Raw genomic sequence first — 14,464 nt, 5'->3', positions numbered from 1 at the left:
AATTATGAAGAAGATTTATAAATATATATTTGCAGCTTCAATCTTAATAACATCTTACTCTTGTAGCGATGATTATTTTGATGTAAACAGCTCAGAAACACAACCTACAAATACAGGTTTAGCACCACAATATCGTATAGAAGGAGCTATAGAAAATACGGTAGCGACTGCTCAATATCGAGGTATTCGTGAAGTTTTGGGAGTAGTGCAATACGGTTCGCAAAATACTGCGGCCTATTATTCTGAATCTTGGAACACCTACCTTACAACAGGAAGCTATTTTCTTTGGCAAAATGTGTATGTGTATGCATTACCTAATACAGCCGATTTAATTTATTTGGGAAAAGAATATGACTCTCCCCACTATACCGCTGTAGGTAAAATATTAAGAGCCTATATTTTTGGAATGGCTACAGATCAATATGGTTCTATAGTTACAGATGATAGTTATAACCCTGAACGTACAATTAAATTAGAACCAGAGTTTGTAACACAGGAAGAGGTTTACGAAAGAATCTTTTTGTTATTAGATGAAGCTATTGCAGAATTAGATATGGATAGCGCAGTAGATTTGAATGCTGAAGAGGGAGATATTTTATATCATGGAGACCTAGCCCAATGGAAGCGTTTTGCTTATTCTATAAAAGCCAGGTATTTAAATCACCTAACCAAAAAATCATCTGGCGAACATGCTTACGATCCACAGGCGGTAATTACAGCTGTAGAAAATGGATTTGTATCAAACGAAGATAATGCATTGATCGAATATGGAGGAGGAGAGGCCAGCAACGATAATCAACCTTTTAGTAAAAGCGGTTACGGTTCTACCAGATTCGATTATTTTTCGGAGTTTTTTGTTAACTTGCTTAAAGATCCATTAGATATCGAGGAAGAATTTGAAGACCCTAGATTGTCGATAATTGTTCCTGAAGCTGTAAACGGAGGCTATCAGGGGGTGAAGACCGGTGCAGGAGTAGATGCTGAGGTTGCCGATGATTATTCGTTAGGGAATGGAGGATTTTATACTTCGCCAGATTCACCAACTTATATGATGACCTATTCTGAAGTAAAATTTATTGAAGCGGAAGCAAGGTTTAGAAGTGGCGATATGGCTGGCGCTTACGCAGCATATAAAACCGGTGTAGAAGCAGATCTTCAAAAACTTAATGTACCTTCTGAAGAGATTTCAGCATATATGACTGCAATTGATACAGAAATCGGACAAGGGGAATTTGATTTATCGCAGATTTTTGTTCAGAAATATATTGCAAATATGCTTAATCCGGAAACCTGGGTAGATTTTAGAAGAGCAGATTATAGCTCGGACATTTATCCGGGACTTGAGCGTCCGGAAAATGTAAACATAGCTATTTTTCCTAATGAAAATGATTGGATAAGAGCGATGATGTATGAGTATAATGAAGAAGATCGTAATTACGAAAATATGCCAAATAACGATCCGGCTATTCGCCTAACCACACCGGTTTGGTGGGACACCGAGGAATAATTTTTTTTCAGGTTAGTTTGATAAAGCTTGTTCAGAATGAATTTATTTTGGGCAAGCTTTATTTTATAGTTAGATTTAGCTCCTTTTCAGCATTAGTTTAAGAAAAGGTTCCTACCTGCCAAAGAGCAATTCATTTAGATTTTTAATTCTTTCTTCTAAAAATCTATAAATTTCATGGCAATTTGCCAGAAGTTGCAAATCTTCAAACCCAGTGGAAGAAAACGCCGAAGATCACTTTTCAAAAGTTTAGAAAAGATCCTCAAAATATCAAATTTCGGCACACAGTTGTGATTATTAGATAATTTACTGGATAGTCCAGATGAAATGCTACGACGAATTATTGAGTAGCGCTATCACCACATCTCTGATTTCTGCTCTAATTCAAACCCCTAAGGCTATCCTTAGAACGTGAAGAACTGGTCATATCTCAATGACATGCTATGGTGTATATAAATTTCATTTAGAATAACTAATCTCGCTTCTCTCTCTTTTCATATTCATATTTCAAGATCATTCTAGTCCGTAAAAAATGTATTGGCACTAAAACGATACGTTAAATAATTGGGTCTTTCGTGATATTTAATAAACCTAAACAAGATTTTTTTGCAATAAAAAACAGCATTTATAGGTAAATTATAGGTTTAAAGTTTTAAAATATTGAATTTAATGCAATTAAATATTGCATTTAAGGTTTTTAAACGATATGTTTGTTATATAACCAATTATTAACTTAATTTTATGAAAGAACAACTACGTAGACCATTCTTTTTTTTCCTTTTGCTTATTTCAGCTACCAGTTGGGCTCAAGAGATTGGGATATCAGGAAAAGTAATGGATGAGGATGAAATTCCGCTTCCAGGGGTTACCGTTCGTGTTAAAGATTCATCTTTGGGCGTTGTAACAGATTTTGATGGGAACTTTACGCTATCCATTCCAGATAGCGATGTTGTATTGGTATTTTCTTCTGTAGGTTTTAAAACACAGGAACTTAGGGTAGGCAATAAAAGAGAATTTAGTGTCACGATGGTGGTAGACCGTGAAAGTTTAGACGAGGTCGTAGTCACTGCACTTGGAATCAAGCAGGAGAAAAAGGCTCTTGGCTATGCGGTAACCGAAGTTAAAGGAGAAACAGTAGCGCAAACACAGCGCGAGAATTTTATTAATGCTTTGGCAGGCAGGGTTCCCGGGGTAGAGATTAATTCCACTTCAGGTTTGCCGGGAGCTTCAACCTCTATGGTTATTAGAGGGATAAGCTCATTAAGTGGTAGTAACCAACCATTGTTTGTTGTAGATGGCTTGCCAATTAGTAACTCTACAACCTCTACAGGCGTATTTGCTTCATCATTAAATAGTGGTACCGCTTTAAATAATCGCGGGGTAGACTTTACCAACAGGGGAGCAGATATTAATCCTGAGGATATTGAGAATATTACTATTCTTAAAGGGCCTGAAGCTTCAGCTTTATACGGAATAGAAGCGGCTTCTGGAGCTGTAGTGATCACTACAAAAAGAGGAAAAGCCGGGATCAGCAAATTAGATTATAGCAATAGCTTTAGACTAGACCGAATTGTTAAATATCCTGAAATTCAGCAAAAATATGGTAGAGGGGCCAATGGATTTACCAGTGATGCTGATGAAAGTTTATATTACTTTGGAGCCGAATATCCTGAGGGAACCCGGTTTTACGATAATATAGGTAACTTTTTTCAGGATGCCTTCACTCAAAAACATAATATTTCTCTTTCTGGAGGATCTGAACAGACACAGTATAGAATTTCTGCATCAAATACCGATGCTCAGGGATTTGTACCAAATACAAGCTTAGAGAAACTTAATTTATCCTCGGCAGTAACGGCTAACTTTTTAGATTTCTTAACCGCAGATGTAACTTTTGATTATACAAGATCTGATAACGAACAGGCTTTTAGAGGCAGCGGAGGACCACTTTTACATTTGTTATTATGGCCTTCTACAGACGATGCAAGTGTATACTTAACTGAAGGAGGTAATCGTCGTAATTATGCGGAATATGCAGATGCGGTAGAAAATGCTTTTTTTAATGTAAACAGTAATCAATTTAATTCTTTAGTAGATCGATATAAATTAAATACCCGCGTAACAGCAGAACCTACAGATTGGCTTAGACTAGTAGGACAGGTGGGGGTAGATTATTTTACACAGAAAAATACCATTGTAAGACATCCAGAATCAAATACAGGGATAGATTACGGTGGCCTATTCGATCAGGCACTTATTACGACCAGAAATTTAACCTATCAATATTATGCACAATTTCATACTCCAACAATTTTCGATAAAGATATTAGCATAGACTTTAAATTGGGTAGTGCGGTATACGATTATAACACATTTAGTGCCGCGGCTAGTGGTCAGGATTTTCAGGCACCAGATCTTTGGTCTATAAATAATACAGATATAGAAACCCATAGAGCTTTTAATAATTTAACGGAAAGAAGATTAGTGGGAGCTTTTGGTAGTTTGAATATTGGATATAACGATATGCTCTATTTAACGTTAACCGGTAGAAACGACTGGAGTTCTACATTACCGGTACAAAATAATTCCTTCTTTTATCCATCTGCAGGTTTAAGTTTCATTTTCTCAGAATTAGATATGTTTAAGAATAGTGATGTTTTAACCTATGGGAAGTTAAGAGGATCTATAGCTCAGGTAGGTAAAGATGCTCGCCCTTACAGCATAAGACCTTATTACGAACCTGCGCAAACAACCGGCGGTGGTTTTAAATACGGGTTTACCGGCCCTAGCTTAAATTTAAAGCCCGAGATGACCACCTCTTATGAGTTTGGAACCGAGCTAAAGTTTTTTAATAACAGAATAAGTTTAGATGCAACCTATTTCAATAAGAAATCTGAAGATCAAATTGTACAAAATCTACGATTGAGCTATGCCACCGGTTTTGTGTTAATGACTTTTAATGCCGGGGAGATAAAAAATGAAGGTGTAGAGATTCAATTAAACGGAACTCCTATTCTTAATAAAGATTTTTCCTGGGATATAAGGGCAAACTTTACCAAAAACTGGAGTGAGTTAGTAAGTCTTCCGGCAGATGTAGAAGAGTTTTATAATTCAGATACCTGGCTTTACGGGAATGTTAGAGTTGGATCCAGGGTAGGCGGACCTTTAACCACGTTTACAGGATACGATTATCAACGAAATGAAGCCGGTGAAGTTTTAGTGAACCCATCTTCTGGATTGCCAATTTTAAATACTGAAGAATGGGTGGTAGTAGGAGATCGAAATCCAGACTTTAAAATTGGACTTTCTAATACCTTTAGATACAAAGAATTTGCTTTAGATTTCTTATTGGATTTTAGAGTTGGCGGCGATGTTTATAATGCAACAGAATATTATTTAACAACAAGAGGTTTAAGTAAGCGCACATTGGATAGAGAAACACCAAGGATTGTAGAGGGGGTATTAAAAGATGGACTTGAAAATACGGCAAACCCTACCCAAAATAATATCCCAATAGACCTTTCCAGAAATTCAACTTACTGGTCTTCAATTTATCCTTATCAGAGTTTTATAGAAAAAGACATCAACTGGATGAGGCTACGTGACGTCACTTTCTCTTATAATTTTCCTTCCAAATTGTTGAAAAAAACAAACGTTCTTAAAAGTGCAAGTGTGTTTTTAACCGGAACAGATTTATTTCTGGTCACTAATTACTCTGGTTTAGATCCGGTAGGAAACGGAAACTCTGCTGCGGTTGGAGGAGCAGGAGGCGTAGGTTTGGATTATGGTAATTTTCCTTTACCAAGAGGTTACAATATTGGTATAAGAGCAGGATTTTAAAATAAGAAAAGATGAAAAATAACATATATATAGCATTACTTTTATTAATAAGTACATGCAGCATTAGTTGTGATGATTATTTAGACGTTAATACTAATCCCAATGGACCAGACGCCCTTTTACAACCAGAACTCTTTCTTCCTCAAATAGAATCTGAATTTGCGGTGGCCATACAATGGGATGGAAGGTTTACAGGATTTTATACACAAAATTGGGCTCATACTTCAGGGAATACATACTCTTTAAACCTCCATTCTAATCCGTTATCAGATTCTTATGCACAACTTTGGAGAGCCGTGTATTGGAGTATGGGGTATAACCTTTCAGACATGATTAAAAGTGGAGAACTAAATGAGAAATACGATTTTATGGGAGTAGGATATATCTTAAGAGCTTTTGGTTGGCAATTGCTTACAGATTATCACGGCCCTGTTATTGTTACCCAGGCATTCGATACAGATAGAAGAACTTTTGACTATGACGAGCAATCTGTAGTTTATCAGGAAATTCAACGATTATTACAATTGGGAATAGAAAGTTTAGATCGTACAGATGGTTTAAGTCCTGAAGATTCAGGTTTAATCGAAGCAGATTTAATTTATCAGGGAGATAAAGAAAAATGGAAAAAGTTAGCTTATGGACTTTTAGCGATCAATGCACATCGATTAACCAATAAAAGCAGTTACGATCCTCAGCAAGTAATAGATTATGTAAATCAGGCATTGGCAGGTAACCAGGATAATGCGTTAATAGGTTTTCTGGGGAAGGTTAGTGCGAATACCAATTTCTTTGGCCCGTTAAGAGGTAATATTGGATATTACAGGCAAACAAAATTTATTTTGGGCTTATTAAACGGTAGCAACCCCGTTTTTCAGGATCCGGCATTATTGGGTCAGGATCCGGTTTTTACTACTGAAGAAGAATATTTAAATGATCCACGAATTACATCAATGCTAGCTACATCGCCAGATGGTATGTATCGTGGAATTACTCCTGAGATTGGTATTTCCGAATGGACAACCGCTGAAGCCGATAAGGTTCCCAAAAACTTTTGGAATGAAGAAGGCTATAGAGGAAGTAATCCTTCGCCACAAATTTATTTCTTTAATAATGAAGCCGAATTTCCACTAATGACCTACTCCCAGTTACAATTCATAAAATCTGAAGCCGCTTATTTAGCCGGTGATATGGGATTGGCATTAGAAGCCTATAAAGAAGGCATAAATGCACATTTGGATTTTGCCAGGGATTTTGCTCCAGATCAGGAAATTTACGATCAAAGAAGAGCATTGATGGAAAGCAGTACTGTTGTTTTTCCTGAAACTTCGGCAGGTTTAACATTATCTAAAATCATGCTTCAAAAATATATAGCGACCTGGGGATGGGGATTCTTCGAAACCTGGTCTGATATGAGAAGATATCACTACGATTTAGGAATAGAAGATGAAAGTCAAGCCGTTTATCAGGGCTTTACGTTGCCCGATCCGCTTTACGAAGCCAATAACGGGAACCCCGCTTATAGAGCACGACCCAGATACAATTCAGAATATATGTGGAATCAGGAGGCACTGGAAAAACTAAATGCTTTTGAAGAAGATTACCATACGTACGAAACCTGGTTTAGTATCATCGAATAATAGCAAGATTATGAAAAAAATATCAGCAAATTTTTTAGTCATCGCATTTTTAGCATTAATAGTTCTGGGATGTGAAAAAAATGCCATTCCCGAAGTTACAGAACTAGTAGCTGAGGATATGAGTTACATGAAGTTCTTTTTTCATGCAGAAGACGCACCAAACGCAGGATTCTTTTTTAATGATAGGAAAGTCACTGCAGAAAATAGTTCTGGTGAAGACGAAGAACAGGCTTTAGACTATAAATCAGTTTATCCCAGTAATGCGTATGCGTTAATTCCCTCTGGTAACGGTGAATTGGCCGTAAAAACTTTAGAAGCACAAAATCTGGCAAGTACAAGTATTACTACTGAAGCACAAAATCATTATTCTGCTTATCTGGTAGGAACTTCAGAGAATTATGATATCGCTTTTATTGAGGATAATTTACCAGAACCCAGCCACGATTTAATTTACTGGAGATTTGTGAATACCATGGCAAACATTCCGTTTAGCGTAGATGTTTATGCCATTAGAGCGGCAGTACCGGCAACTGAAAATTCACCTGCAGAGGATGCCCGGGTAGTTTCTTTAGGACAGGGAATATCGTATAAAAGTTCTGGAGAATATACCGAGTTAGCACCGGGCAGTTATACCTTTAAAGTATTTCCTTCAGGGACAGATTACGATCCTCAGGAATCAGAGTCGTTTTTAGAGCATGGATTAACTTTGGCAAGTTTAGGAAGAGTTTATACCACGCAGATAAGAGGGACCTATTCCGAAGATCCAAGTTCAAGTCATATCGACTATTGGAGGGATAGATAATTTCAGTTTGGTTTGTTCAAGAAAGAGAATAGATTCATTTCTATATCTCTTTCTTTTGTTTAATATTGTGCGATGCCTATTTAATTTTATGAAAACTACGATTTCCTATCCAGCAGCAGTATTAGTAACATTTTCACTACTTTTTTCCTCCTGTAAAACTCAAAAAACAGTACAACCTTCAGCGCCAGAAAATCCGCCAGAAGTTGTAGAACCCCAAATCCCTGTAGAAGAAAAAGAAGAAGAACCCGATACCACAAAACCTGCAGAGGTAACACAAGAAGAATTACCCGAGGAAGTTACGGTAGAGGAAGAAATTATAAAAAGCGAACCGCCAATAGATGTAGCCGAATTTAGGGCGGCATGGATCGCCACGGTCGCCAATATTAACTGGCCGTCACGTTCTGGTTTGCCAACCGCTCAGCAACAAAGTGAAGCGATAAAATTGCTGGATTTTTTAGCGAATCATAACTATAATGCGGTAATCTTTCAGGTGCGTCCGCAAGCCGATGCCTTATATCAAAGTGATATCGAATCCTGGTCGTATTTTTTAACCGGCCAGCAGGGAAAAGCGCCACAACCTTTTTATGATCCGCTTACCTTTTGGATCAACGAAGCGCATAAACGAGGAATGGAACTTCATGTTTGGTTAAATCCGTATCGTGCTTATCATACCACCGGTGGCGAAATTAGCGCAGCTTCCGTAGTAAAAACAAATCCAGAGATGGTAGTAAAATTACAAAACGGGATGTACTGGATGGATCCTGCACGTAAAGATGTTCAGAATCGTACCGCAGCAGTGGTAGAAGATTTGGTAAAACGATACGATGTAGACGGAATTCATTTTGACGATTATTTTTATCCTTATGATTCTTATAATGGCGGAAAAGATTTTCCAGACGATCAAACCTGGAATACCTATAAAACTGCTGGTGGAAAACTAAATAGGGGAGACTGGCGTCGTAAAAACGTAGATGATTTTATCGAACGCGTGGCGAAATTGGTTAAAAAAGAGAAGGATTTTGTAAAATTTGGGATTAGTCCGTTTGGGATTTGGCGTCCCGGTTATCCGCAATCTATCGCCGGTTACGATCAATACGAAAAGTTGTATGCCGATGCTAAAAAATGGATAAATGAAGGCTGGGTAGATTATCTCACTCCGCAGTTATACTGGAAAACCGATCAGACCGCACAGAGTTTCCCGGTACTATTAAACTGGTGGAAAGAAGAAAATACCAAGGATCGACATATTTGGCCTGGAATTAATGCAGGGCTAATCGAAGAAGAAGGTTATGAAAACGAATTGTTTAATCAGCTAATGATTACCCGCGGAATGTTGGCTGAAGATCCCGGAGCCGTTCTCTGGAACCTTAAAGCCCTAATGAATGATAAAGAAGCCGAAAAAGCTTTAGCCGAAAATTATTTTAGAAAACCTGCTTTGGTGCCACCAAGCCCGTGGATGGATAATAAAGCACCAAAATTGCCTGAAGTTTTAACCAATCTTGATGGAAATACACTAAGAATTTCCTGGCAGCATCCAGATGAAAATGATGTTTTTAGATGGGTGTTATATTTTCAGTACGAAGGCAGTAAATGGGACTTTAAAATCTTAAATAACGATCAGCTTTCAGAACTTAAGACCACGCTTTCTTACCTGGTAGGAGAAAAGAAGGTAAAATTATCGAAAATCGGCATGACGGCGGTAGATCGTACCGGGAACCAAAGTGATTTTAAAGAAATTATATTAGAATAAGCTTAAAAAATGAAGATTGAATATCACCAATATCAACTGCAGTTAAAAGATACCTTTAGGATTAGTCATGCTTCGCGTGATGTGCAGCCAAGTTTGGTAGTTTCAGTGTCGCATGATGGCGTTACCGGTTTTGGCGAAGCCGCGGCGACTTCGTATTATGGAGTGACGGTAGAAGGCATGATTCGGTCTCTAAAAAAAGTAGAGCAAATCGTCGAAAATCATATCGAAGAGCCTCCAGAAATTATCTGGGAAAAGCTTTATCCTGAATTAAAGACCGAAACTTTCGCACTTTGTGCTTTAGATATGGCGCTGCACGATCTCTACGGAAAGCGAAAACAACAACCACTTTATAAATTGTGGAAGCTGGATCCTATTGAAGCACCACAAACCAGTTATACGATTGGAATTGCTTCAACCGAAGAAATGATTCGTAAGATTAACGATTTTCCGTGGCCTTTATATAAGATCAAATTAGGGACAGATCATGATATCGAAATTATAAAAGAGCTTCGAAAATACACAAATTCTGTCTTTAGGATCGATGCGAATGTGGCGTGGAATGCCAGCCAGGCGATCGAGAATAGTCATATTTTAAAAGAATTAAATGTCGAATTTTTAGAGCAGCCACTTCCGGTAGATGATTATGACGGACAAAAAAAGCTCTATGAAAATTCAGCATTACCAGTAATCGCCGACGAAAGTTGCATTGTAGAAAGTGATGTTGAAAAGTGTACAGATCATTTTCATGGTGTAAATATTAAACTCACAAAATGCGGAGGAATCACGCCCGCTTTGCGGATGATTGCAAAAGCAAAAGCCCTGGATTTAAAAACCATGGTAGGTTGTATGACCGAATCGACCGTTGGGATTTCAGCCATTGCGCAACTCGCCCCCATGCTCGATTTTGTGGATATGGACGGTGCGTTGTTGTTGAAAAATGATACTTCAACCGGAGTGAAAATTACTTCAGAAAAGGTGATTTATCCGAATGAAAATGGTACCGGTGTAAAATTGTTTAAATTTGAATAAGATTGAAATTCAGTAAAAATGAAGATAAAAAAATATAGTTTTTGGACATTGGTTTTAGCGGTTTTGGTAAGCTGTAATGAGAAAACCGAAAATACTTCTGGAGAAAATAATGAAGCCCAACTGGTGATCGATAGTTTAAAAAATGTATACGCTCCCGATGGAAGGGTTGCGCTATTCGATTTTGAAGCTAAAAAAGAAGCAGACAGATTTAATATCGAAGGAGAAACTAACATGCCTGAAGCTGCCGAAGATCTGGAAAAAACATTAAACCAAAAAGGCATAAAATACACGGCGAATATTAAAACTTTACCCGATGCTGAAGGTTTAGAGCATCAAACGATGGGAGTGATCAAAATTTCAGTAGCGAATCTTCGTGAAGAACCACGCCATGCCGCGCAATTGGTAACGCAAACCACCCTGGGGATGCCCGTAAAAGTGTATAAAAAAGAAGGGAGCTGGTACTATATTCAAACACCAGATGGCTATTTGGCCTGGGTGGATTATGGCGGTATCCAAAACATGACCAAAGAAGAGTTTTCAGACTGGAAATCTAAAGAAAAACTAATCTATTTAAATCCTTACGGGAAATCGCTAAAATCGGCTAAAAATGATGCAGGGGTGGTTTCAGATCTTGTTGCCGGAGATATTTTAGAACTGACTGCTGAAACTGGAAATTTCTATGAGATTGTTTATCCTGACGGGCGGACTGCTTTTGTGCCAAAATCTGATGCAAAACCATACAAAACCTGGTTAGCCGATTTAGATGTTGATGGTGAAGAATTGGTAATGACCGGCGAGAAATTAATGGGACTCCCTTATTTATGGGGCGGCACTTCGCCAAAAGGAGTAGATTGTAGTGGTTTTACCAAAACGGTCTATTTTTTAAACGGAATGGTGATTCCGCGTGACGCTTCCCAACAGGTTCATACCGGAGTTTTAGTAGATTCTACCAGAAATTTCGAAAATCTTGTTGCAGGAGACTTATTATTCTTTGGAAAACCAGCTACAGATTCCACCAAAGAACGTGTGATTCACGTAGGCATGTGGATTGGCGACCATAAATTTATACATTCTATGGGCGATGTGCACATAAGCACTATGGATACAACCGCGACAGATTTTGATGAATATAATTATAACCGATACCTACGTACCAAAAGGATCCTAAACGAGAAAGATAAAGGATTACAGTATTTAAAAGAAGAAGATATTTTTACTCGATAATCGAGATTAAATGCTCCGGGCTCGATGGCCATCGTGATGCCTCGAAATCAATTAGCAATAAACAATTATCAGTAAACAGAAAAACGATTAGCTTTTAGCAGTCATTCAAAATTTAAAATTTTGTCATGTTTCTTGATTCTTTAGTCTATTCTTATATTCTATTTCCTAGCTTCTCACTAAAACAAGATTTCTCCACAAGGTCGAAATGACACTCTATAGAATTTCATATTTATCCTAAATGGAATGAAGAAGTCTAATTCAATATACCGTTTACAGTATACAGTCTTCAAAAAAATAATTCAAAATTCAACATTTTAATCCTGATTCCTGAGTCTTGTATCTTGCTTCTCTAGTCTATATTCTAACGGCGCAGTGGTCTAAATTCAGAAAGGCTTAAGGTTTATAGCTTACAGCAGTCAGCCTTCAGCTAAAAACTAATTCAACCAGCGAAGTATCAATTCCGAAGATTTGGTCATTTAGACTGTAGCGAAGCGGAACGGAGAAATCTCAGCCAGAACAACTTTCCAAAAGAGATCTCTCCGCTTGCCTGCCGGCGAGGCAAGGTCGAGATAGCTCACCGTACATAAAAAGTCGGAATTTCGACTAGGGCGTAGCGGAATGGAGAAATAACGACAATTCAGCATCAAAAATTTTATCTTGCTTCCTGTTTCTTACCTCTTGCTTCTCTAGTCTCTATTCTAACAGCAAGGTGATCTAAATCCACCATTTCATCCTGCGATATCAATAAGCTTTATATCCTTTTCAATAATTTCTATTCTTTACATTTCCTAAATCATATTTTAATTTAGTTCTTTGTGATTCTAAACTAAGCATAGATCTAAAATGAATAAAATCCCTTTTTCTATTAACCTAGTAATTCTATCGGTTTTATTGTTTTTTTCCTGCAAATCGAAATTGCCGGAAACAGCTGAAAAAAATATAACCGGTGAAATTGCAGAACAAGCAATGGTTGTTTCTGCCAGAAAAGAAGCATCTAAAATAGGGGTCGATATCATGAAAAAAGGCGGAAATGCTTTCGATGCCATGGTCGCTACAGAAATGGCTCTGGCGGTCAGCTATCCGTTTGCCGGTAATTTAGGTGGTGGCGGATTTATGGTTTATCGCACCGCAGATGGCGAAATAGGAAGTTTGGATTATCGTGAAAAAGCGCCTTTAGCTGCTTCAAAAAATATGTACCTGGACGAAAATGGCGAAGTAATCGAAGGGAAAAGTACACTGGGAGCAATGGCATCTGGAGTACCGGGAACCATTGCCGGAATTTTTAAAGTACACGAAAAATTTGGCAGTTTACCAATTCAGGAATTATTACAGCCGGTTATCGAATTGGCCGAAAAAGGAGTAGTAGTTACCCAAAAACAGCAGGAGCGATTACAAAAATACCGCGAGGTTTTAATGCAAGTGAATCAGGATACCATTCTTTTCACCAGAGCATATAAAATAGGTGATACTATTAAAAACGAATCGCTGGCAAATACACTAAAACGCATTGCAGTTAACGGAAGAAGTGAATTTTATAGCGGTGAAACTGGGCAAAAAATACTGGAATTTCTACAAATGCAGGGTGGAATTTTAACAGAAGAAGATTTACTGAGATATGAGGCCAAATGGCGAAATCCGGTTCGTATTCCGTATAAAGAATATCAGGTCATTTCGATGCCACCGCCTTCTAGCGGCGGAATTGTTTTAGGGGAGATTTTAAAAATGATCGAGCCTTTTCCGATAAAAGATTACAATCAAAATTCTACAAAATACATTCAGGTGTTAACTGAAGCAGAACGTAGAGCTTATGCTGACAGAAGTTTTTATTTAGGTGATCCCGATTTCTACGCGGTACCACAGGATAGTTTATTGTCAGATGAATATTTAAGTGAAAGAATGGCCAATTTCAGTTTCGATGCAGCTACACCATCTTCAACCATAGAACATGGCGCTATAAAGGGCTACGAAAGTAATGAAACTACCCATTATTCGATTGTGGATTCCGAAGGAAATGCGGTATCGGTAACCACTACGTTAAACGGAGCCTATGGATCGAAATTATACATCCCGGAACTCGGTTTTTTTATGAACAATGAAATGAACGATTTCAGCTTAAAACCGGGAGTCCCTAATATGTTTGGTTTAATAGGTGCCGAAGCCAATGCGATTGCACCAGAAAAGCGAATGCTTAGTTCGATGACACCCACCATTATTGAAAAGAATGGTGAATTATGGATGGTTGTTGGTTCGCCGGGAGGTTCAACAATAATTACTTCAGTTTTACAAACTTTTTTAAATGTGGCTGAATTTGACTTATCGATGCAGGAGGCTGTTTCAGCAAAACGCTTTCACCATCAGTGGTTACCTGACGAAATAATGATGGAACCTGAAGGATTTTCAGAAAAAACAATAAAAAAACTTCAGCAAAAAGGCTATAAAATTAATCAAAAAGAATCTAGAATTATCGGTAAAGTAGATGCAATAAAAGTACTACCCAATGGTAATTTAGAAGGAGGGGCCGACCCTAGAGGCGATGATACCGCTATCGGTTTTTAATCCCTCATTCAGGGTTTAATTTCCCTGAGGTTCTAGATTCATCTACTCGATAATCGAGATTAAATGTTCTGGTCCCGATCCCGAGAGCTATCAGAATTAGGATACCTCGAAATAAAAATAAT

Annotated in this window: 8 protein-coding genes; all 8 read left to right on the top strand. The window is 37.9% G+C overall.

Annotation, left to right across the window (positions count from 1 at the left end):
- The first annotated feature begins 4 nt into the window (after positions 1-4).
- The 8 genes from L1967_RS02070 to ggt all read left to right on the top strand — a co-directional run bounded on the left by L1967_RS02070 (position 5) and on the right by ggt (position 14,342).
- A complete protein-coding gene (locus tag L1967_RS02070) occupies positions 5-1,507 on the top strand; it encodes a SusD/RagB family nutrient-binding outer membrane lipoprotein (protein ID WP_249600056.1) in 1,503 nt (500 codons plus the stop codon).
- Positions 1,508-2,245: 738 nt separating this feature from the next.
- Positions 2,246-5,344 carry a SusC/RagA family TonB-linked outer membrane protein gene (locus tag L1967_RS02065; protein ID WP_249600055.1) on the top strand — a complete coding sequence of 1,033 codons (3,099 nt, stop codon included), beginning with the start codon at positions 2,246-2,248 and terminating at the stop codon, positions 5,342-5,344.
- A gap of 11 nt (positions 5,345-5,355) precedes the next feature.
- On the top strand, positions 5,356-6,981 hold the full coding sequence (locus L1967_RS02060) for a SusD/RagB family nutrient-binding outer membrane lipoprotein (protein WP_249600054.1): 1,626 nt from the start codon (positions 5,356-5,358) through the stop codon (positions 6,979-6,981).
- Between the two features lie 10 nt (positions 6,982-6,991).
- Positions 6,992-7,783 (top strand): DUF4397 domain-containing protein, encoded by a 792-nt coding sequence (locus L1967_RS02055; protein ID WP_249600053.1) that lies wholly within the window; start codon positions 6,992-6,994, stop codon positions 7,781-7,783.
- Positions 7,784-7,871: 88 nt separating this feature from the next.
- Complete coding sequence (locus L1967_RS02050) at positions 7,872-9,533, top strand: glycoside hydrolase family 10-like protein (RefSeq protein ID WP_249600052.1); 1,662 nt, start codon at positions 7,872-7,874, stop codon at positions 9,531-9,533.
- Between the two features lie 9 nt (positions 9,534-9,542).
- Positions 9,543-10,562 (top strand): dipeptide epimerase, encoded by a 1,020-nt coding sequence (locus L1967_RS02045; RefSeq protein ID WP_249600051.1) that lies wholly within the window; start codon positions 9,543-9,545, stop codon positions 10,560-10,562.
- An 18-nt stretch (positions 10,563-10,580) separates the two neighbouring features.
- Entirely contained in the window at positions 10,581-11,786 is a 1,206-nt protein-coding gene (locus tag L1967_RS02040; RefSeq protein WP_249600050.1) for a C40 family peptidase, read from the top strand.
- Between the two features lie 843 nt (positions 11,787-12,629).
- The gene (ggt, locus tag L1967_RS02035) at positions 12,630-14,342 is read left to right on the top strand and encodes a gamma-glutamyltransferase (protein ID WP_249600049.1); all 1,713 of its coding nucleotides are present in this window, start codon (positions 12,630-12,632) and stop codon (positions 14,340-14,342) included.
- Positions 14,343-14,464 lie beyond the last annotated feature (122 nt).

Source organism: Zunongwangia pacifica, assembly GCF_023499215.1.
In the GTDB taxonomy this organism is placed as follows: domain Bacteria; phylum Bacteroidota; class Bacteroidia; order Flavobacteriales; family Flavobacteriaceae; genus Zunongwangia; species Zunongwangia pacifica.
This window is presented reverse-complemented; position numbering and strand designations above follow the sequence as displayed.